This window comes from Sinobacterium caligoides (genome assembly GCF_003752585.1).
GTDB classification, from domain to species: Bacteria; Pseudomonadota; Gammaproteobacteria; order Pseudomonadales; family Sinobacteriaceae; genus Sinobacterium; species Sinobacterium caligoides.
Map to the genome: position 1 here is coordinate 1,026,775 of NZ_RKHR01000004.1, position 21,390 is coordinate 1,048,164.

Genomic DNA, 21,390 nt, shown 5'->3' on the forward strand with positions numbered 1-21,390 from the left:
TAGTCGTCATCGTAGATGCTATTGTGCTGCAGCAAGCTTAGTTCAACTGCTGCAAACTGATAACGCCATTATTGACCATTCCACAGACAATGATAATCCAGTAAAATAGCAAGACACTATTACAGCACAGCAACAATCAAGTTATAGAGGAGCGAGTATGCAGGCCTGGCAGGGAATCGACGAATTTGTCAGCGTGGTCGAACAGGGCAGCTTTACCAAGGCCGGCCAGCAGCTACAGGTCTCCACGGCCCATGTCAGCCGTAGCATCAACGCGCTTGAAAAACGCCTCGCAGTCAAGCTATTACACCGTTCGACACGCCAAGTCAGCACCACCGCCACCGGGCAGATCTATTACCAGCAATGCCGACAGCTACTCGACGGGTTACTCGATGCCAACCGGACGGTGAATCAGCTAAACACCACCCCCAGCGGGCTGATCAAAATTACCGCGCCAATCTACTACGGCGAGCGCATCATCGCCCCGTTGTTCAACCGACTATTACAGCAATACCCCGATATCGAGCTCGACCTGCAACTCAGCAACCACAATGTCGAGCTTATTAGCGAAGGCTTCGACCTCGCCATCCGCCTCGGCTCTCTCGCCGACTCCTCGCTGATGGCACGGCGCATCGGCTCGCGCCATTTCGATGTAGTCGCTTCAAAGTCGTACTTCGCACGCTGTGGTCAGCCCCATACCATCGACGAGCTGAATCAGCACAACTGCCTGCGCGGCATCAGCGACCACTGGCACTTCGATGTCGACGGTCGTCGCAAAGACCTTCGCATCCACGGCAGCTGGCGCTGCAACAGCGGTCTAGCCGTCGCAAGAGCCGCGATGGACGGCATCGGCATTGCCCAACTCCCCCACTACTATACCGACAACGCCGTCGAGGACGGGCGGCTCATGCGAGTGTTAGAGCAGCACCGCCCACACAGTGAGGGGATCTGGGCCGTCTATCCACAGAATCGTCATCTGTCGACCAAGCTACGTGTGGTCATCGACTTCTTGGCCGCTGAACTGGGAGAACAAAGATGAACAATGATCTGTTTGCTAGCGACGAGGGCATCGCATTACTCGACAACAACGGTGCGGTCACCTACTGGCCTAACCTACTGCCGAGCGAACAAGCCGATGCCTTGCTCAAGGAACTATTACAAAACAGCTACTGGCAGCAAGAGCAAATCCAGATGTATGGGCAGCAGCATCAGCAACCTCGGCTCACCTGCTGGTATGGCAGCTATGGCGTCAGCGCTGCCAGCGGCTATCGACAGCTGACTCAACCGCAGCCATTCAGCCCAGGCCTGTTAGCGTTGAAGGAGTGTATTGAGACGCGCACCGGCTACCGCTACAACAGTGTGTTAGCGAACCTCTATCGCGATGGCCGTGACAGCGTCGGCTATCATGCCGACGATGAGGCGATCCTGGGTGACCGACCAACGATTGCCTCCTACAGCCTCGGAGCCACACGACGCTTTCTACTGAAGCATCGACGCGGCGAGGCCAACAACCTCGGCATCGACTTGCCACACAATAGCCTGCTATTGATGACGGCACCGCTACAGCAACACTGGCAACATGCCATCGGCAAAACACGGCGACCAGTGGGCGAGCGTATCAACCTCACCTTCCGCTGGTTACAACCTGGGTATAACCGTTAGCAAAGATGCTGTCACCGTTCGGTACAGCGAATGCCGTCGGGGTGCTCAATCAGCGTCGCACACTTATTGCAATGACTGCAGCCATTCTTATAGTTCGCATCTGCCATCGCATGGCGAACAAAGTCCGGATCGTAAATCAACCCCCGACCAAGCTGCACAAAGTCAAAGCCCGCCGCCATCACTCGCTCGATATCACGGTTGCTATTACAACCACCGATATAGACCACGTTACAGGCAACCGCATCTCGGATGCGCTGCGCCTGGGCGATAAAATAGGTGTCCTCATAGGGGTAATGTCGAAACAACTTGGGCCCCACCATCTTCAGTCCCATGCGCATGACGGGGTTCTTTTCCTGCTCGATCATACCGTGCAACAGACTATCGCCGCGGAACAACAACATCGGGTTCATGCTACTGGTACCACCGCTGCAAACCAGCGCGTCGATACCACCACGATCCAACATCTTGGCAATCTCGACGGCATCATCGATCTTGATGCCGTCGCTGACACCGTCCATCATGCTAATTTTCCCCAGCAACGGATAATCATCGCCGACGGCCTCGCGCACCGCCGCCAGCACCTCTAAGGCGAAGCGCATGCGATTGGCCAGACTACCGCCGTATTCGTCGGTGCGCTTGTTAGTGCGCGGGCTAATGAATTGGCTGATGCCATAACCGTGACCGAAGTGGATCTCGATCGCATCAAAGCCAGTATCTTTCATAAAACGCGCCGCGCGCGCAAAGGTCTGTACTCGCTCTTTAATCTCCGCGATGCTCAGCGAGCCAGCAAACGGCATTCCCGCGGCAATCCCCACAGAGTTAATACCAAACGATGGCCCCAGCGGCCGACGCCCCTGAAACTGGCGGTTTTTGGAGAAATTGCCACAGTGGGAGAGCTGCCCCGAGACCTTACTGCCGCACTGTTGAACCTCTGCAATAAGCCGCTGTAACTGCGGCTTGATCTGCTCATCCATATACAGCATCTGATCGGTCACTCGGCCGTCGGCCTCCGCCGAGCAATAGCCAATGGTGGTCATCGCCACCCCACCCTGGGCAATGCGACGATGAAAGTTAATCAGCCCCTCACCGGGCACGCCATCACGGCTCATTCCCTCAAACGTCGCCGCCTTGATCACGCGATTGCGCAACGACAAGCCGTTAATCTTCGCCGTTGAAAAACATTTTTGCAGGTACTCGGACATCGTCTCACCCTTGTGCTTATTCTTAGTTCGGTGCTAGGATTCAACTTATGTAACATAACTACATTTGTCAATGTCGAACGGTGTCACCATAATGTTGACTCGCCGCGCCTCTTAACCCAGCCCCGCTAGCGCATCATTGCCGCGGTGATTACGGAGTCATTATGGCCTCAGCTCAGCCGCCGTCGACGGTACGCCGCAGTCAGGCGCAACGTCGCGCCGAGACCCGCGCCAAAGTATTGCGCAGCGCCTGCCTACTGTTTGGACGCCAGGGCTATCACCAAACCTCTTTAGAGGATATCGCCCAACACGGCGGCGTCACTATTCGCCCCATTTATCACTACTTTGGCAACAAGCTAAAGTTATTTGCCGCCGTGACCGAACAGACCGAATCGCGTATCCTCACCGCCCTCGATAGCATCGATCCGCGCGCCAGCATTCCTCCCCTCGATCAGGGGCTCTCCCGCTTCCTAGAGCTTTGCCTCGACCCCGCTTTCCGACAGATCGTCTTGCTTGACAGCCCCAGCGTCCTGGGGCGCCAACGCTGGTCCAGCTCCGCCGTCACCTTACGCGCGCAACAACAGATCGCTATACTGCTCGACCAACAACAACCCCCTATCAGCAGAGGACAAGGATTGTTAATCGGTCGATTATTAATCGCCAACTTTGCCGAGATTGCGCTATTTATTGCCGAGGCCGATGACTTCGAAACCGCCAAAAATGAAGCGGAGGCGCTGTTGCGACGCAGCTTCAACGCACTATTAAGCAGCCCACAATAAGCACGTTCCGTCGCCAAAGAAGTGCCACGGGTGCTCCTCTCACGAGTATTTTTATTGTTATACTAACCCCTCTAATAACAATGACTGATACTGGCTGCCTATGTCCTGGACTCTCCCTCCTAACCTGCCTCGTGCGGGCAATAAGTTCTCTCAGAAGCTATTTCAACGCTTGTTCGCCCTCGCCGGCTGGAAGCTAGAAGGAACAATGCCGGATCGCGCAAAGATGGTCGTCGCTGTCGCCCCACACACCTCCAACTGGGACTTCCCGGTCGCCATCTGTCTCGTCCTCGGACTCGGGCTGCGCATCCGTTTCATCGGTAAACATACACTATTCAACCCCGTTAGCGGTTGGCTGTTCCGTCGCCTTGGCGGCAGCCCCGTCGACCGCAGCAGCAATCACGGTGTCGTCCAACAAGTCGCCGACGAGTTTACCAGCAGCAAACAAATGATCTTTGCGCTATCTCCCGAGGGCACTCGCGCCCACGTCGAGCGCTGGCGCAGCGGCTTCCTACACATCGCCAAAACCGCCGACGTGCCTGTACTCATGGTAACGCTCAACTATCACCGCAAGGCAATTAAAGTCGGTAAACTCTATCAGATCGACGATATCGACAGTTGTCTCGCCACCATTCAGCAGGATGCACAGCACGACGCCGGCATTTAACGAGCAGCCATTTTTCTTCTCATCTAATCTTCGGGGAAACCTACATGCAAGCAAAGCCCTTAAACATCCTCATCACCGGTGCCAACCGCGGTATCGGCCTCGAACTCAGCCGCCTCTATCAACAACAGGGCGCCCGCGTCTACGCCTGCTGCCGCAGCCGCTCCGCGCCTCTCGAAGCACTCGGCGTACAAGTCATAGAAGGCATCGATGTCAGCTCTGACGATAGCGTGCGTGAACTGGCAGCACAACTACAAGGCATCCAGATTGACCTGCTGATCAATAACGCAGGTATCTTTCTGAACGAGTCGTTAGAACAGATGAATTATAATAGCATCGAGCAACAATTCGCCGTCAACGCGCTTGGGCCGCTGCGGGTGACCCACGCACTACTAGCTAATTTAGCCGCAGGCAGCAAAGTCGCGATGATTACCAGCCGCATGGGCTCGATCGCCGACAACGAATCAGGGCAGTACTACGGCTACCGCATGTCCAAAGCTGCTCTCAATGCTGCATCCATGTCGCTGACGCAGGATTTGAAACCCCGCAATATCAGCGTAGGTATCTATCACCCAGGTTATGTGGCCACAGAGATGGTCGGTGGTAGAGGTGACATCTCCCCCGATGTCGCCGCGAAGCGTTTAGCTACACTATTTGAACAACAATGCTTGGCGAGCAGCGGCGAGTTTCGTCACTCTAACGGGGAAGTGCTTCCTTGGTAGTAATGAGGAGATAAAAAAAGCCCCCACAACAGATTGTTGTGGGGGCCTCTTTCACAAACTGATCTATCAGCCTAAAACTACTTTCCAGCAGCCTCATTCCAGATCTTCAACTGATGCTTATGTAAGCGCTTAGAAGCCACCATGATCAGATATAGCTTATCTGCCATCTCTGCCGTTGGATAAATATTCTTATCGTTAAGAATTTCTTCATCCATAAACGGTTTGGCTTTAGCGTTACTGTTCGGGTACCAAATATAGTTGCTCACCTCGGCAATAATTTCTGGTTTCATCATGAAGTTGATAAACTCATGTGCCTCGGCGACATGGCTTGAATTCTTCGGAATGGCGAACATATCATACCAGGTAGAGGCGCCTTCCTTGGGAAGGGAATATTGAATATCGACCGGGGCATCCGCTTCTTCCGCCAACTCTGCCGCGTACAATACATCGCCCGACCAACCCAGCACCGCGCAGTACTCGCCCTCTACCAGCGGATCGATTTGATCAGTGTTGAAGGTAACATAGGGGGCAATCTGATTCAGGCGCTCTTGCGCCATACCAGAATATACCGACTTATCAGCAGTGTTAGGATCACCGCCGAGATAGTTAATGATGAGCGGTAACACCTCATCGGGGCTATCCACAAAGGCAACACCGCATTGGCTCAGCTTCTTCAGGTTGGCCACTTCGAATAACATCGCCCAAGAATCTGTCGGTGCCTTGCCGGCGAAGATCTTGTTGACCATCTTGGCATCGTAGCCAATGCCAATCGTGCCCCAAAGATAGGGGACGCCAAAGTTATTGAACGGATCTTTCTCGCCCACATAAGCCATCGCCTTCTGATCCATATTACTCAGATTGGGCAGAAGGTCTTTATTTAAAGGCTTAAAAACATACTTTTGAGCCATCAAGCTCTTCGCCATATAATCCAGTGCCACCACCACCAAATCGTAGTCCTTGGTCCCCGAGTCCAGCGCGTCGCGCATCTCCTCCTCTTCCTCGAAAGTGGTGAGATTAACAGTAATGCCCGTCTCTGCAGTAAATTTCTCTAGGGTGTCTTCCGCTAGATAATCTGACCAATTATAAAGGTTCAGTTCTCGCTTCGGCTCATCAGCAAATGCTGCCTGACTTACTCCCGTTAGAAATAACATTACCGCTATGGTTGTTCTTACTAAATACATCTACACACCTATTCTGTTTATTTTTATTCTGCCAGGCAGACTATGACTACCAATTTTTTACCAGTGATAAGTCAATCCTGTACAAAACGTTAACAAAGAAAACATGATATCAGCCCACTAAATCAACCTTGCCAGGCTATCCTAACACTTACTGTTTTTCGCCTCTATCTAACGAGCAATATACTATGTATTTTTTTGTCATCTTAAGTAATTATCCACAAACTGATCGCGATACAATTTATTATTTCATCAAACAGACACCAACGATAAACGTCATCACATAGATTATACGTTACTAAGCAAGCTATTATCAGTACAAAACTAATGGTAAGAGAGTCGCAATCAAGCAGGGCTTAACTTTGTCGATTCTTTGCCTCGATCCACTGCGCCATGTACTGAGTACTCTTATGGTGATGGTGGCGTAACATTAGACCAATGAAATTACTCTGTCGATGCTGCTCTATACTAGCAGCTAATTCGGTGACTTTCGCCATCAAAGCATCGCCAAGCTGTTGCGCATCATAACGATCAGACAACAGCGCCCGCCCACGCAAGCGACTTTGCTGCCAGCCCTCACCTCGGTACAACGCAACAGCGGCGTCGGCAAAGTCTTGCCAGTCATCACAGACCGCGCCCGGCCAACCCTCCAGACTAGCCATCGCTTCGGCCCCCACGCTCGTCGTCACACTCGGCGTACCACACTGCATCGCCTCCACCAACTTACCTTTCTGCCCTGCCCCAAAACGTAAGGGCGCCAACAACACCCTGCTGTCTGATACGACTTGCTGCGCATCCTCAGCCCAACCCTTAACTAAAAAACCCTGCTTGGGTTGATGCAGCTCGGTGGCCTTCTTCGGTGGATAAGCACCATAAATATGCAGTTCCGCCTCCGGTAGCTGACGACGAATTAACGGCCAAACTTTTTGCTTGAGTTGCAACACAGCATCCCAGTTAGGCGCGTGACGAAAGTTACCAATAGAGATAAAGTGACGGCGCTGCTCAAAAGCCGGTAACGCTTCAAGTGGCCGTGGTGGTGGCAACATGAAGGGGCTATACAACAACAAAGATGGCGGTACCGAAAACTGGCTCGTCAATAACTCACATTCAACACTGGAGATCATCAGCGTTAAATCACTCCTGAAGATCGCTGCCACCTCTCGCTTCGCCATATCGCTGCAATAATCACCAGCCTCTACGCTACGCCCCCGCTTAAGCGCCCGATGGCGCGCATCACGCAAGAAGTGCAGATCTTCAGTATCCAGCACGCGTAGCGCAGAAGGGCAGCACTGTTCAACCCGCCAGCCGAACTGCTCCTCCATCATGAAACGATCAAACAGCACCATATCTGGCGAGTAATCAGCCACATAGTGGTCAAAGCTAATATTGTTCAATGCTATTTCATCACTCGCCACGCCAAGCGCAGCAAGATCAACCTCGTGCCCCCCCCGCTGTGCTGGGCTGGCAAAGCGCAGCTGCCAACCTCGCTCGAGAAACAGCTTTATCAGCGTCATCATGCGGGTACCCGCCGCTGACGAATTCGGCTCCGGCCAAACATAACCAATAATAAGTAACTTTTGCATCATCTGAACACCTGATCTCACCAATACAAACACTGCCCCCTCACCGCAGCCACGATAACGGCAGCAAAGAGCATTAGCGATTTAACGCTCCCGTGCTTCGTCAACGCTATTTATCACCATTTATTAAACAGCACTAAGACAATCAGCACCGGACAGATGAAGCGTACATAACTTGGCCAGAGGCGCCAAAACAGGCTTTCGGCGAAATCGGCATTCTCCGAAGCCACCGCCTCCAACAGCTGATCTCGGCGCCATACCCAACCAAGAAACAAGCAACAAGCTAAGCCGACGGCAGGTTCAAGAACACTAGTAGTGAGGAAGTGTACGCCTTCGAAGAGCCAGCGTATATTAAACAGGATCAGACAGGTAAAACAAAAAGCAAGTCCTGCCATTATGATCACCGACAACCAGCGATCGAAGTACATGCGCTCACAGGCATAGCTCACAGGCACCTCTAGCGCCGAAATCGCCGAGGTCAGTGCTGCCACGCTCAACATGCCATAAAAACTAAACGCCACCACTGCACCCCACGCCCCTAGCCCATCGAAGATCTTCGGCATAATGCCAAAAACCAACTCCATGCCGCCCACCAACACACCACCGTCAAAAACATTGATCCCCTGATAATAGGCAACATAGAGGGCAGGCAAGATGACCAGGCCAGCCAATAACGCAGCCACCGTATCGATCAGAATAATACCCAAGCCCAATTTCGGCAGATTAAATTCAGGCTGTAGATAGGAGCCGTAAATCACCATGATGCCAATCCCCAACGACAGCGAGAAAAATGCTTGTCCCATCGCCGAAATATAGATATCAGCACTGTACAAATGAGAAACATCTGGACTTAAATAGGCCTTGAGCCCCTCTTGCGACCCAGGCTCGGAGAGCACATAGGCTGCCATGATCAACAGCAGTATCAATAAACCCGGCATCAATCGTACCGACCAGCGCTCGAGACCGCGCACCAACCCTTGGCCACTGATCAGTATCGCCGCCAACATGAATAGGCCTGCAAACAATACATTTCGCCTCAAGCTACTGTCATGTAACCAGTCAATATGGATATCAAACATGGAGAAGAAGCTCGCCGCCATCCAAGACAACAGCGTGCCCGCCACAATACAATAAAAGGCGAGTACCATCAGAGCAGCAAGATTCGCCGAAAAGCCAATCATCCCGGCAAAAAACCTACTCGCTCGTCCTCTGGCAGTGCTTTGCAGGGCCGTTAATATATTCGCACCGGTATAGCGCCCTATAATCATCTCCACCATCAACACGGGATAGGCAAGAAACAGCGCCATAAGAAAATAAACGCCGACATAAATAATGCCACCGTTAGTCGCAGTTTGCGTAGGAAAGCTCCAGATATTGCCCAACCCCACAACGGAGCCTGTCACGACCATTAAGAAACGGAAACGAGAAGTAAATCTTTCTCTTGCTACCATGAACAACCTACGCTGTGATGAGAATCATTATTGTTGACAGACAAGCTATCTGCCCTGCGTGCAATGCAGCTGCTCAAGTATAGTTTCCACTCTTCCTCAAACGTTGATTAACGTCATTGAGAAGCACAGAATTACAAGCAAACAATGTTATATTAACCAGCCTTAACCTTACAAATAAACAACTGGCAGGGTATCTACACTATCCGTGCTCTTTTCTAGGTGTCTCCGTCGTGCCCCAGCTTCCTATCTTATACAGTTTTCGTCGCTGCCCCTACGCCATGCGCGCACGCTTAGCGATTATCTATAGCTTTAGCTACCTGCAGCGGCCGCTTGAACTCCGCGAGGTCGTACTCAAGCATAAACCACCGGCCCTCCTCGCAGCCTCCCCTAAGGCCACCGTTCCCGTGCTCGTCGACGCCAATCAGGCTGTCGTTGCCGAGAGTATCGACATCATGCACTGGGCACTGCGCCAAGCCGACCCAGATAATTGGTTAAGGAGCGACAACGATGAGCAGCAGCGCGACATTCAAAGACTCATTAATCACAACGACCATGAGTTTAAGTATTGGTTAGACCGCTACAAGTACGCCGACCGTCACCCCGAACACGAAGCCTCCTACTACCGACAGCAGGCCGAACTATTTATAGCAAGCCTAGAGCAACGCCTGCAACAGTCACGCTTCCTCATCGACGATCAAGCCAGCCTCGCCGACACCGCAATCATGCCCTTCATACGCCAGTTTGCTCACGTCGATAGGTGCTGGTTTGATCGCCAACCCTATCCTCAACTGCAACATTGGTTGAGCAACTGGCTAGATAGTCCTTTATTCACCGCCATCATGAAGAAGTATCCCGCCTGGCAAGAGGGCGACGCCATAACACCGTTCCCTGTCGCTGCCGCCGACTAACTCATGACTCATCGCTCTGTCCGCCCTGCAACGCTATCTCGTCGAGGCTACGATGTAGTACCGCTGGCGGCTTTACTCCTAGGCGCTGAAATTCACGCAGTACCCGTAGATTAATATCGGTCTCGAACTTCTTCTCATAGCGGGTATCCAACACATAAGCTTTCAAACGCAGCGTCACCGTTAAATAACTCCCCAACACCTGTTGCGACACGATCACAGTTATAGGCTTGGGGTTGTAAATGTAGCGACTACTCGCCGCCGCCTCATGGATGATCGTCTCGGCCAGCTCGACATCTTGATCTAAACCGATGTGAAAATCGATTCCTACATGCATCATCAAGTCGCCGAAATTACCGCTGACTGTCGACTCACTCAAAAACTTATTATTGGGGATGGTAACAATATCATCGTTGAGCGTATTCATTCGTACCGAACGCAGACCAATCGAGATAATATCGCCGTATTGGCCGTCGAATGTCACTCGATCCCCCACCTGGAACGGCCGATCTAACATAATCATAATGCCGGCAATGAAAGAGGCCACCAAATCTTTCATCGCGAAACCGACGGACACGGCCAACGTACCGCCGATCAAGGCGAGCACACGATCATCGACGCGCAAACTCAAATTAAACACCGCTAGAGCCGTCGCGATGTAGACAAAGAATTGAAAGATTGTTTCAACCTTCTGCAACATCAAGCGTCGCTGCACAAACTGGCTGCTGATGCGCGCCACAAACTGATGTACAAGCCGCAGTAGAAACCATGCGATTATAATAATAAAGAATGAAGTGATCACCCCCGACCAACGAATCAACTCTGCAAACTGCGTTATCGCCTCACCACCGTCAGAGATTAATTCCGCCTGAGCCAAACTAAACGGGCTGTAGAAGGCGCACAGCAGTACCGTTAGCAACAGTGTATAAAACGCTGGACGTCCGGCGCGCTGATTATTTTTAATCATCATAATTCTACCTATAAACGCAGCAGGTGCTGGCGGGTCAACAGCGTTGTTATTGCGTGGTACCAGGGCCAAGCCACACTATAGCGCCCATCATCGGCCACTAGATAGCCGCCACTTACCAGGCGCCGTAACGTATCGATGACCTCCTCGCTACTGAGGTTGATACAGCTCGCTACCTCCTCTTTACTGGCCCACTCAAGCTGCATGATCGCCCGCAGCGCCAACAACAAGGTGACACTCATCGATTCTATCGACGCCGTGCTTGGGATATCAAACAGGCGCACAACCACCTGCTCATCGGACTGATCATCAGGCTCGCCAAGATCGTTTAAACGACCGATGAAAATCGATTGCTGCCAGAGAAATAGCGAGATACCCGGGCTGCCCTTACTGTATTCCCAGAGTATCCTCGAGTAACTGCCCAGCGCCGCCTCCACCTCCGAATCCGCTGGCCGGTTCAATTGACGCGGCAGTACCAGCGCGGAGAAGTTAGGGTCAATAGCTGCCGCTTTATTTCTCGCCTCAATAAGTTCGGCAATCTGCCGCTCATTCCAGCCTGGCAGCGTGATTTCACGATCGAAGATAAAGCGCTCGCCACGAGCAAGCTCAACAAAACGCCAACACGACGTCTCTATCGCCATAACCCAGGAGACCGCCGCCGAACTATGACGCATCAGTCGGACGAGACGATCGAGCTCTTTCAAACCATTGATAGTTGGTTTAATCAAGCGCTGCACGTCATCTAGGAAGACAACTCTCGGCTCATCCTCCTTCAACAAGTTGACAATATCACGCATCGGTGCCGCCGCATCTAGCCCTAGCGCCTCACCAATGGCAGGTAACAAGGTAGAAAAATCACCGCAGGGTGTTTGTACAAGAGCCACTGATTTATCACCCTGCATATCCTTCGCCAGAGCCGTTAGAAAACTGCTCCGACCCATCCCTCTCGGCGCATGCACAACACTAATCGTTGGCTTGTCATCCCGGCAAATCTCCGCCAACTCAAGGCGCTGATCAACAGCAATGCTGTCATCAACATAATCCGTCAAAACATTCGGCTCGAAGTGTGCGAGCGCCTCCGTTGGCAACGCTTTCATCTGCTGCAGATCACGGTCTTTCGCCGACTGTCTCGCAACCTCGATGCGAAATAGATAAGCCATCCAAGTGCGCACCATCTCCTGCTCATTCACCAATGTCAGAATATAAATACCGAGCCGATAGATGACAATAAAGAGCCCACCAAGCAAGCAGGCCACGAGGCTAAGCGCACCACTCTGATGCTCTAGCGCCCAACCCACCAAAGGGGCTTTACGGTAGTGACGTCGTCGCAAGGTTTTGAACACATAGGGCCGCCACCAACGCAATAGCACCGCGACTACAGGCAGTGAAATAAGCCAAAATACTGCGGAAAACCAGCTGCCGATGGTCCCCCATACGAGGCCTAACGACGTCAACAACGATGACAGTAGGCCTATGATGATCACCACATAACCGACCAACTTGATTGAGCGCAGCCGTAGTACCGCCTTCTCATCGTCGCCCCTAGCCCCGTGAAACCCATAGCCCAGTAGGGTGTCGAGAGCGTAAATAGCCGTCGCGCCCAACAGCAACCAATCGAGTATTCCCGTCACAATCCCCATGGGCACAAAAAACAGCAAGCTTGACACGATACCCAATAGGATTGTTAAAAACACATACCATTCAAATGGGCTTCGTATCCGCAGATACCACCAGATCAACGTAGCGCCGATCGGACGCTCACTCCCTGAATGCTGTTTACTATAAGCCTTCAGCCGCGGCACAATGCGACGGCGCCACATGACAAATAGCACAATAACCAACACCGCCTGCACCAACGCATAAATCAGCGGTATTGGTGATAGCCGCATGTCAGCGCTAAATTGTTGCCAACCAGTACGGCTACGGTCGCTAATCACGCGTAACAGAACCTGATAGGCACGTATTTCGAGTTGCAAGTTACGTACGCCCGCAGGCCCAAAACCCAGCATCTTCTCTGCCGAGTGACTTCCCGTTGCTAACAACTCTGCACGAACATTCAAGATCGCCCTCACCTGCTGCCAGTCTGCTTGTAAGCGCTCGCCCTCCACCGCCTCACCTTGCTTATCGAGGGCCTTAATTTTCTGATTCAAATCTCGATAGATTTCACGCAGAGCACTATCAACGCCAGCCTCGGGAAAGCGCTCACGCTCTAACTGTTGCAGCCGAGACTGCCACTGCACGTCGCTATCCGCAAAACAGGGTAGCGATAGGAAAACTGCATACAATAATAAAAATGCCGGCCAGACCAGCTTATAATTATTTTTAACCATGTTACTCCCTATCAAGCCCTGTGGTAACACCACAAAATAACGGAAACCAGACCAATAATATTATAAATATAGTAACGGGCTAAGATATTGTAATTAAAATAAAAGCTCGTGACCCAAGTCAAGGGCGGTAACTATTCAATCCGTTTAGTCATCTCGCTCACCAAGGAGCCCTCTACATTACAATAAGGAGTCACAACCAATAAAAAGATGAGCTAGGGCTTAATGCCCCCCGAAGTAACTAACTGCAACTTATGCTCTTTACTATCCGAGCCCAGCACGCCACTCTCGCCGCCCCCCTTGTTATCATCCATCATCGATTGCCGCTCTGAGCGGGCCTGCCACACCAGGTCACCGATGCCGGAGGTTGGCTCAAAGCCGGTAGGACTATCGAGCAATAGTTGACGGATTTTAACATGATCAAAGTTATGACAGGCATGATCTAGCTGATCAATTAAATCCACATACTTCTCGTAAGCCATAAAGGACTCATTCGCTGTCATAATGCGCTCATGAGCTGTCACCTCAACGCTATCGCCAATAAGAAGTTCCTCGTAAAGCTTTTCACCCGGCCTCAAACCAGTGAACTTCAGGGCAATATCACCAGCAGGGTTATCCTCCGACTGAACCTCAAGCCCAGAAAGCTGAATCAAATCTTTAGCGAGATCGGAGATTTTCACCGGCTCCCCCATATCGAGAACAAACACATCACCACCTTTACCAAGAGCGCCAGCTTGAATCACCAATTGCGCTGCTTCGGGGATGGTCATAAAGTAGCGAATGATATCGGGGTGGGTGACAGTGACCGGCCCGCCCTCCGCAATCTGTTTCTTGAACAAGGGGATAACAGAGCCCGAAGAGCCGAGTACGTTTCCGAAACGCACCATACAGAAGCGCGTGCCCGGGCTTTTGCTCGCTAGCGCCTGCAGCCCCAACTCGGCAACCCGCTTACTCGCCCCCATCACGTTGGTGGGCCGCACCGCCTTGTCGGTAGAGATCAAAACAAAAGACTCTACACCCGCATTGATCGCCGCCTTTGCCGTAAAATAAGTACCAAATACATTATTGCGGATTCCTTCCACTACGTTGTGCTCCACTAACGGCACATGTTTATAGGCCGCAGCATGATAAACCGTCTGCACCCCAAAAGACTGCATTACCGCAAAAACTCTATTCTCCTTCTGCACCGAGCCTAGCAACGGGACCACCTTAACACCGAGTGATTCAGCCGTATTAATCGCTGATAAATCCTTATCAACCCTGTACATAGCAAACTCTGATAACTCAAACAATATTAACGAGGTAGGTCCTTGGCGAATGATTTGCCGACAAAGCTCAGAGCCGATAGAGCCTCCAGCCCCGGTAACCATCACCACCTTACCCCGAACGTTTGCCTCAATTAGTGCCTGCTGAGGCTGCACTGGGTCGCGACCGAGCAGGTCTTCAATAGAAACGTCGCGCAGCTCGTCGATCTTCGCCTTACCACTCACAATATCGATCATCCGCGGCACAGTTAATACCTCTACCGACAAATGCACTAAACCATCGATGATAGCCTTACGCTCCATTCTTGATGCTCGAGGAAGCGCTAGCAATACCTTTCTAACATTCTTACTTCGTATCACGGCCTCCAGATCAGCCACCCCAAAGACTCTAACCCCCTGAATAACAGTCCCTTTAAGGGTTTTATCACTATCTATAAATGCCCTCACTCTATATACATCGCTACCGCGAAGCGCCATTGAAAGTAGCCGACCAGAGCTGCCCGCACCATATATCACGACGGAGTCACCATTACCTTCAAAAGCCTTAGAAAATAGCACTCGAACCACTAGGCGCGAGCCGCCACACAGTAAGCAAAGAAAAGCGCCATAAATAATCGGTACGGTACGTGGAATATAGATTTCAAAATAAAAAGCAAAGAACGTGAGCGAGAGCAGAGAAACTAACGTTCCTATGGAAATTACAAACAGAGCGTGAAATGTCAGATAACGTAAGATCGCCCGATAGAGCCCAAGCTTCGTAAAAGCAATCAACGTAACCACAGTCGTAGCAAAATACACCACCCACGTCGAAGATTCTAACCCGCCCACCGAACCAAGACGAGCCCAATAGGCCCCCCAAAACGCCAACGCAATAAACATACTGTCTATAACAACACTGACCATGCGCTTATATATACGAGGCATCGACCATATAAAGTGAAGCTGATTCATACATTTCCTAGCTTAGTTATCACGCTGATAAATCTTCTTTCTGTCATAACAGAGAGTGAAACTAGCAGTATAGCCCTAAGCTCGGCTGACCATAAGCCCTCATAGAGCGATTCGCAGATTATTCCCATACACACTCGATCATGCTCTGCAATGCCGCCTTCCCTAAACGCCCCCGAGTAGATAAATCAGTCCATGATCCGCTAACTCAACATTACTATCGCCACCATCTGACTGCTACTTAGCCTACCCATCATGCTAATAATAGCGTTCGCGAGAATTTTCGATACTGGTAAGCCTATTTTTATACAGCAACGGGTCGGACGCGACACAAAGCCCTTTAAGCTGATTAAATTTCGTACAATGGCCGTCGACACCACATCAGTAGCCACCCACCTAGCTAAAACATCCAGCGTAACAAAGCTAGGTAGCCTATTAAGGAAAACAAAAGCTCGACGAGCTACCACAGCTGTGGAATGTATTAATAGACGAGATGAGCATAGTTGGCCCTCGTCACTGCCTGCTCAACCAACACGAGCTAATTCAACAAAGGCAACAACGTGGGGTGTTTAGCGCTAGACCAGGTATCAAAGACTTAGGGCAAGTGAATGACATTGATATGTCTACCCCCAGAAAGCTCGCACGTTACGACGCCCTAATGATTAAACGGATGGATATTAAACTCTACGCACAGTGCATCATTTGGAAAGGAGCAGGGCGCGGACAGGGTTACCGAGTAAAAGTAACAGACAGTCAAACACTTAGAAGCCACCGCAATCTACCGACAACGGATCCCAACCTAATATATCAACCGTATCTTGAATATCTATCTGGAAATCCGCAAACAAACTATCAGCCCGCCTCTTCTTGCCCATCAGGCAAAGCACCTTATTCAATAATGACGGAGGAAAAGGCAGTAGCCTAGGCTTACTTGGCTGGCTGATATGACGAATAAGCTCCGGCAACGAGCGGTCAACACCATCCGAAACCAACCAAGGCTGCTCGGCCGCACGCGGGTGATTGATACAGTGAACAATGAAGTCACATAGACGATCGACGTGGATCACGCTACGCCTATTATTAACACTGGCAAAAGGAAGGGGGATGCCTTTTTTGGCTATATTTGCTAGGGCCGTTACCCCACCCTTTGACCCTGCTCCATAGACCATGGGGGGGCGAATAATAACGAGCTCCATGCTCGTACCTGCCACCGCTGCCATGAGAGCTCTCTCTGCGTCAACTTTAGACTGAGCATACTCTTCTACAGGTGAAAGATTATTAACCCTAACACTAAACGCGAGTGATTGACTAACATCACCAAACACCTTAGCGGAACTGAGATAAATAAAGCGGTCTACCCCACACTCAATCGCCTTGCGAGTAAGCGCTAACGGGTCCACAACATTCGCTTGATGACATAACGATGGGGTGGCGCCATTGTTTCCGGCACAATAGATAACACACCCCACCTGCCCTAGCATATTCGCCCAATCAAACGAGCCCTCTAGAATGGAAATTGACCCGATAATACAATTACTTACACCACCCTTTCGCGTTCTATAATGAGCTACAAAATCCTTGTCGTTTTCATGCATTTTTCTGCAAAGAGCAGTACCAATAAAGCCCCCTGCACCAATAATTAAAGCCCTCAAACCAGCTCCCTCTCTACAAAAATGGACAAAATACCATAATACACATCAAAAACTATTGCCCTAAGCGCACATAAGCCGCAAAAAGATATATAATTCGGCCTCACGTTTTCCGTCACAAACCAAGCTTAAGGGGGCATTTCATGGAACCAATTATGTTTCACTACTTTCATGACAACAACAACTACAAGAAAGTAGACGGCTCCCTTAGCGCTGAGCAACTAGAAGAAATAATTACCAATGATGTATACAAGGTAATATCCGCTGACGAATGGCTCGCCAGATACGACTCGGGAACTCTAGCTGAAAACGAGACCTGTTTAACCTTCGATGACGGAATTGCAGAACAATACGACATAGCTGTCCCTATTCTTGACAAACACAACATCAAAGGCATTTTTAACATTTGCACTTTCTTTTTCACTGGCGACGAAGACAGGTTTGAAATTCAGAGACACTTCAGAAACAATTATTTTAATAATGTAAATGATTTTTATAGAGAGTATTTCAACAACGCTAAACTATTATCCGAAAAAGAATATGAAGATGTATGCCAAAAAGTTAACTTTGATGAGTATTTAGCACACGCAAAATTCTACACTAAAGAAGATCGAAAATTTCGATATTTTCGCGACGTAGCCTTTAAAGAAAAGCATTTTTTGATCGTTGATCAAATGATGCGGGACCTCATGATCGACAAAGATAGTCTCAGTAAAAAACTATGGATAAGCCAAGCTCAAATTTCAACAATGAGCAAAAAGCACCTGATTGGCATACATTCACATGAGCACCCCACCACTATAGATTTGTGGAGCCAACAACAACAGCAGCAAAGCTATCAGCGTAACAAAGAAATTTTAGAAAGAATGATCAACCAGGACATAACTGTCTGCGCCTATCCATGCGGAAAAAACAACAAAGAGACATTCGCTGTAATGGACAGACTTAAAATAAAGCACGCAATGATAGCCAGCACGACCACACAGCTCGGCAAGACCCCCTACTTGATACCTAGAATTGACAGCACAGATTTCTATAAATTACTTGAGTCAAAAAAATGAATTTGAACACACTTAAAGAAGCTTTGTTAATAAGGCGCACAGAGGAAAAGTTACTAGAACTTTTCAGCCAAGGAAAACTAAACGGCACCGTTCACACATGCATTGGCGAAGAGATGTCTGCGATCGCCTTCGCAGGCCAGCTTAAAAAAGATGACTTTATATTTTCTAATCATCGCTGCCATGGCCACTATTTAGCCTACACCAAAGACACCAAAGGCTTGTTGGCAGAGCTAATGGGCCGAAAGGATGGCACTTGCGCAGGGGTTGGTAGCAGTCAGCACCTATGCGAAGGAAACTTTTACTCCAACGGCATCCAAGGCGGCATTGTACCCGTGGCTGCAGGCATGGCTCTGGCGAACAAGCTAAAGGGTAACAATAATATTGGAGCCGTTTTCATTGGCGATGGTACCTTAGGGCAAGGTGTTATTTACGAAACAATGAACATGGCGTCCAACTGGGATGTTCCACTAGTTATCATTTGCGAAGATAATGGTTACGCACAAACCACCATCAAGGACACCAGCTTCTCTGGCGATTTACGAAAAAGAGCCGAAGGGTTTGGCCTGAGCTACAAAGAAGGAAGCACGTGGGAATACGAGGAGCTAATTGATCAGGCAGAAAAAACATTCTCAGAGGTCCGCGAAACACATAAACCAGTATTTTTCCACGTCAAAACATACCGACTCGCCTCACACTCAAAGGGTGATGATACAAGAAGCGAATCCGTAATAGCTCCGTTTAGAAAAATAGACCCGATAAACGTTTTCGCGGCTAACAACCCCGCGGAATATAGCAGCATTCTTAGTGAGGTGGACGATGAAATACAAAAGGTATTATCCTCAATAAGTGATGAAGAGCTCACCCTGGACGAGTATTTAAACAACACCAACAGCTCACTTACTAGAAGCGACTACGAGTGGACTGACATAAAACCAAGCAGCCTGCGCCTTGTTGAGAGGCTGAACAAAAGCCTAAAAAAATGCATGGATGACGAGAACAGCATATTTATTGGCGAGGACGTCTTATCTCCATATGGTGGAGCATTTAAAGTGGCTGCCGACTTGTCGACTGATTATCCTCAGCGGGTTTTTAGCACACCTATTAGCGAAGCAGGATTGATAGGCATGTCTAATGGCTTAGCCCTTGCTGGAATGAAGCCCTATGCAGAAATAATGTTCGGTGACTTTATACTGCTAGCTCTCGATCAGATCATCAATCATGCATCAAAGTTCTATCACATGTATAACAAGCAAGTGACTTGCCCTATTGTTATTAGAACACCCATGGGCGGTGGGCGTGGTTATGGCCCAACTCACTCGCAAACCCTCGATAAGTTCATGCTAGGAATAGATAACGTAAAGCTTGTTGCGATTAATAAATTTTTAGATACCGACGCTATCTATCAGCCTGTACACAAAGAGTCGCACCCGGTAATTGTTATTGAAAACAAGATCGACTATGGTAGCACCCTTCTCAGCAAGCCTAAGCTAGGCTTTAGCTACCAACAAAGTAGCCACACCTATCCCGTCGTTAAAATAGCGCCAAAGAGCATTAAGCCAACCATCACTATAGTGGCCTATGGTGGCGCAGCAGGAGTGGCTGAGGACATTTTATTGCCGCTTTTCAAAGAGCATGAGATTGTTGCTGAGATTATAGTGCCGTCACTCATATCCCCTCTTGATATATCACCCATTATAAAATCAGCAGCCAAAACTGGCTACTTATTCGTCATGGAAGAAAACAGTAAAACAGGTGGCTTCGGTAGCGAAGTTGTTGCCAAACTACAGGAAACCGACGCAGACAATAAAATAGAGTGCTGCAGGATTAGCTCAGTTCAATGCCCTATTCCATCGATAAAAAATCTAGAGACAGAGGCCCTGCTTAATAGCCAAACGGCCATCACAACAATCCTAAGCAGAGTTCAACAATGAAATTACTAGCAGAAATCTACGCACCTACCGAAGTCATCAACGATGAATTTGTAATTATTCAATCGATTGACTGTCACGATAGAGAAGAGGTTAAAAAGGGGCAGGACATAATTCAACTAGAAACATCTAAATCCGTTGTCTCCGTTGAGGCCCCCATCGATGGATTTATTGAGTTACTATGCAGAGCTGATGACGAAGTAGAAGTTGGTGGTGTTATCGCTAAAATATGGTCCAGCGCCAAACCATCGAGCAAAACAAAAACATCACAAGATAAAACAAGTGAAAGTAAAGCAGCCGTAACATCTTTGAAAGCAAAAGAATATATAGCAGCTAAAAATCTCGATATAAGTGATTTGGCGCATGATGGGCTTATAAGCCTAGACATGGTCAGAGCCTACAACAACGCCCCCAAAGAGATCGAACTAAAGACAATAATCCGCAACGTTAAACCCAATCACCTCAACATCATCTTTATAGGAACCGGCTTACACGCAGATACATTGCACACCATAATTACAGCCCAGAAGTCACAACACGTAAACATCGTAGGGATCATCACCCATGATGCTAACATAGTTGGCAACAAGCAACATGAAAGTATCGTTATCGGCACCGAGCAGCAATGCACGCCTTCATTCTGGGCAGCACTAATTAGCCATAATATCCATGTTGCTATAGGCTATAGCTTCAAAGATAAGCGTGTATGCAAAGCCCGAGAGCGCATTATCACATCAGCAGAAGATGCTGGAGTAAGCTGGCACAACATTCAGCATCGTAGCGCACTTATAGAACATACGGCAAATACTGGCAAGGGGACCCAGATAGCACAAGGGGCTATCATAGGTAACAATGTCAATATTGGTACTGGCTGCATAATAAATTCCGGTGTAATAATAAGCCATGACTGCAACATCGGTGATAACACACATATCGCACCTGGCGCAGTTCTTGGCGGCAATGTAAATATAGGCAAAAACTGTCTCATAGGCATGAATAGCACCGTCTTTGCTGACGTAAAGATTCCAGACGACACCTTCATTGCCAACATGGAAAACATTAATACAAAAGATAAATTTTAAACACTGGAGAAAGGGGGGGGTACACCCTC

At 49.5% G+C, this 21,390-nt stretch carries 17 protein-coding genes and 2 pseudogenes; 11 read left to right on the forward strand and 8 right to left on the reverse strand.

Features of this window, described 5'->3' with window-relative positions:
• Nucleotides 1–157: 157 nt before the first annotated feature.
• A complete protein-coding gene (locus tag EDC56_RS11170) occupies nucleotides 158–1,036 on the forward strand; it encodes a LysR family transcriptional regulator (RefSeq protein WP_123712586.1) in 879 nt (292 codons plus the stop codon).
• On the forward strand, nucleotides 1,033–1,659 hold the full coding sequence (locus EDC56_RS11175; protein WP_123712587.1) for an alpha-ketoglutarate-dependent dioxygenase AlkB family protein: 627 nt from the start codon (nucleotides 1,033–1,035) through the stop codon (nucleotides 1,657–1,659). Before EDC56_RS11170 ends, EDC56_RS11175 begins: the two co-directional genes overlap by 4 nt.
• Nucleotides 1,660–1,670: 11 nt before the next feature.
• On the opposite strand, the gene EDC56_RS11180 is transcribed toward EDC56_RS11175, so the two are convergent.
• Nucleotides 1,671–2,861: an NADH:flavin oxidoreductase gene (locus tag EDC56_RS11180; RefSeq protein ID WP_123712588.1), complete on the reverse strand. Its 1,191-nt coding sequence runs from the start codon at nucleotides 2,859–2,861 to the stop codon at nucleotides 1,671–1,673.
• Between the two features lie 161 nt (nucleotides 2,862–3,022).
• Between EDC56_RS11180 and EDC56_RS11185 the strand changes: the two genes are divergently transcribed.
• The 3 genes from EDC56_RS11185 to EDC56_RS11195 all read left to right on the forward strand — a co-directional run bounded on the left by EDC56_RS11185 (nucleotide 3,023) and on the right by EDC56_RS11195 (nucleotide 5,020).
• The gene (locus EDC56_RS11185; protein ID WP_123712589.1) at nucleotides 3,023–3,637 is read left to right on the forward strand and encodes a TetR/AcrR family transcriptional regulator; all 615 of its coding nucleotides are present in this window, start codon (nucleotides 3,023–3,025) and stop codon (nucleotides 3,635–3,637) included.
• A gap of 100 nt (nucleotides 3,638–3,737) precedes the next feature.
• Nucleotides 3,738–4,301 (forward strand): 1-acyl-sn-glycerol-3-phosphate acyltransferase, encoded by a 564-nt coding sequence (locus tag EDC56_RS11190; protein WP_123712590.1) that lies wholly within the window; start codon nucleotides 3,738–3,740, stop codon nucleotides 4,299–4,301.
• A gap of 44 nt (nucleotides 4,302–4,345) precedes the next feature.
• A complete protein-coding gene (locus EDC56_RS11195) occupies nucleotides 4,346–5,020 on the forward strand; it encodes an SDR family oxidoreductase (RefSeq protein ID WP_123712591.1) in 675 nt (224 codons plus the stop codon).
• Between the two features lie 77 nt (nucleotides 5,021–5,097).
• On the opposite strand, the gene EDC56_RS11200 is transcribed toward EDC56_RS11195, so the two are convergent.
• The 3 genes from EDC56_RS11200 to EDC56_RS11210 all read right to left on the reverse strand — a co-directional run bounded on the left by EDC56_RS11200 (nucleotide 5,098) and on the right by EDC56_RS11210 (nucleotide 9,229).
• Nucleotides 5,098–6,201, reverse strand: a complete 1,104-nt coding sequence (locus EDC56_RS11200) for an extracellular solute-binding protein (protein ID WP_123712592.1) — start codon at nucleotides 6,199–6,201, stop codon at nucleotides 5,098–5,100.
• Nucleotides 6,202–6,554: 353 nt separating this feature from the next.
• Nucleotides 6,555–7,784 (reverse strand): glycosyltransferase, encoded by a 1,230-nt coding sequence (locus EDC56_RS11205; RefSeq protein WP_245980683.1) that lies wholly within the window; start codon nucleotides 7,782–7,784, stop codon nucleotides 6,555–6,557.
• Between the two features lie 110 nt (nucleotides 7,785–7,894).
• Nucleotides 7,895–9,229, reverse strand: coding sequence for a sodium-dependent transporter (locus EDC56_RS11210; RefSeq protein ID WP_123712593.1), 1,335 nt, complete (start codon nucleotides 9,227–9,229; stop codon nucleotides 7,895–7,897).
• Nucleotides 9,230–9,459: 230 nt separating this feature from the next.
• On the opposite strand from EDC56_RS11210, the gene EDC56_RS11215 reads away from it, so the two are divergent.
• Nucleotides 9,460–10,137: a glutathione S-transferase gene (locus EDC56_RS11215; protein WP_211333653.1), complete on the forward strand. Its 678-nt coding sequence runs from the start codon at nucleotides 9,460–9,462 to the stop codon at nucleotides 10,135–10,137.
• A gap of 1 nt (nucleotide 10,138) precedes the next feature.
• Here EDC56_RS11215 and EDC56_RS11220 read toward each other — a convergent pair whose 3' ends face one another.
• From EDC56_RS11220 to EDC56_RS11230, 3 genes are all read right to left on the reverse strand, one after another.
• Nucleotides 10,139–11,104 (reverse strand): mechanosensitive ion channel family protein, encoded by a 966-nt coding sequence (locus EDC56_RS11220; RefSeq protein WP_211333654.1) that lies wholly within the window; start codon nucleotides 11,102–11,104, stop codon nucleotides 10,139–10,141.
• Nucleotides 11,105–11,112: 8 nt separating this feature from the next.
• Nucleotides 11,113–13,431 (reverse strand): AAA family ATPase, encoded by a 2,319-nt coding sequence (locus EDC56_RS11225; RefSeq protein ID WP_123712595.1) that lies wholly within the window; start codon nucleotides 13,429–13,431, stop codon nucleotides 11,113–11,115.
• 212 nt (nucleotides 13,432–13,643) lie between these two features.
• The gene (locus tag EDC56_RS11230; protein ID WP_123712596.1) at nucleotides 13,644–15,644 is read right to left on the reverse strand and encodes a polysaccharide biosynthesis protein; all 2,001 of its coding nucleotides are present in this window, start codon (nucleotides 15,642–15,644) and stop codon (nucleotides 13,644–13,646) included.
• A 252-nt stretch (nucleotides 15,645–15,896) separates the two neighbouring features.
• Here EDC56_RS11230 and EDC56_RS20100 point away from each other — a divergent pair.
• Together EDC56_RS20100 and EDC56_RS20105 are read left to right on the forward strand one after the other, a co-directional pair.
• A pseudogene (locus EDC56_RS20100) lies at nucleotides 15,897–16,022 on the forward strand (sugar transferase); the annotation flags it as partial.
• A 112-nt stretch (nucleotides 16,023–16,134) separates the two neighbouring features.
• Nucleotides 16,135–16,284 (forward strand): annotated as a pseudogene (locus EDC56_RS20105) (sugar transferase); the annotation flags it as partial.
• A gap of 118 nt (nucleotides 16,285–16,402) precedes the next feature.
• Here the strand turns inward: EDC56_RS20105 and EDC56_RS19805 are convergent.
• Entirely contained in the window at nucleotides 16,403–17,293 is an 891-nt protein-coding gene (locus tag EDC56_RS19805) for an NAD-dependent epimerase/dehydratase family protein (protein WP_123712597.1), read from the reverse strand.
• A 140-nt stretch (nucleotides 17,294–17,433) separates the two neighbouring features.
• Between EDC56_RS19805 and EDC56_RS11245 the strand changes: the two genes are divergently transcribed.
• The 3 genes from EDC56_RS11245 to EDC56_RS11255 are packed head-to-tail and all read left to right on the forward strand — an operon-like array spanning nucleotide 17,434 to nucleotide 21,361.
• Nucleotides 17,434–18,351 (forward strand): polysaccharide deacetylase family protein, encoded by a 918-nt coding sequence (locus EDC56_RS11245; RefSeq protein WP_123712598.1) that lies wholly within the window; start codon nucleotides 17,434–17,436, stop codon nucleotides 18,349–18,351.
• Nucleotides 18,348–20,282: a dehydrogenase E1 component subunit alpha/beta gene (locus EDC56_RS11250; protein ID WP_123712599.1), complete on the forward strand. Its 1,935-nt coding sequence runs from the start codon at nucleotides 18,348–18,350 to the stop codon at nucleotides 20,280–20,282. The genes EDC56_RS11245 and EDC56_RS11250 overlap by 4 nt, the downstream gene beginning before the upstream one ends.
• On the forward strand, nucleotides 20,279–21,361 hold the full coding sequence (locus EDC56_RS11255) for a biotin/lipoyl-containing protein (protein ID WP_123712600.1): 1,083 nt from the start codon (nucleotides 20,279–20,281) through the stop codon (nucleotides 21,359–21,361). The genes EDC56_RS11250 and EDC56_RS11255 overlap by 4 nt, the downstream gene beginning before the upstream one ends.
• Nucleotides 21,362–21,390 lie beyond the last annotated feature (29 nt).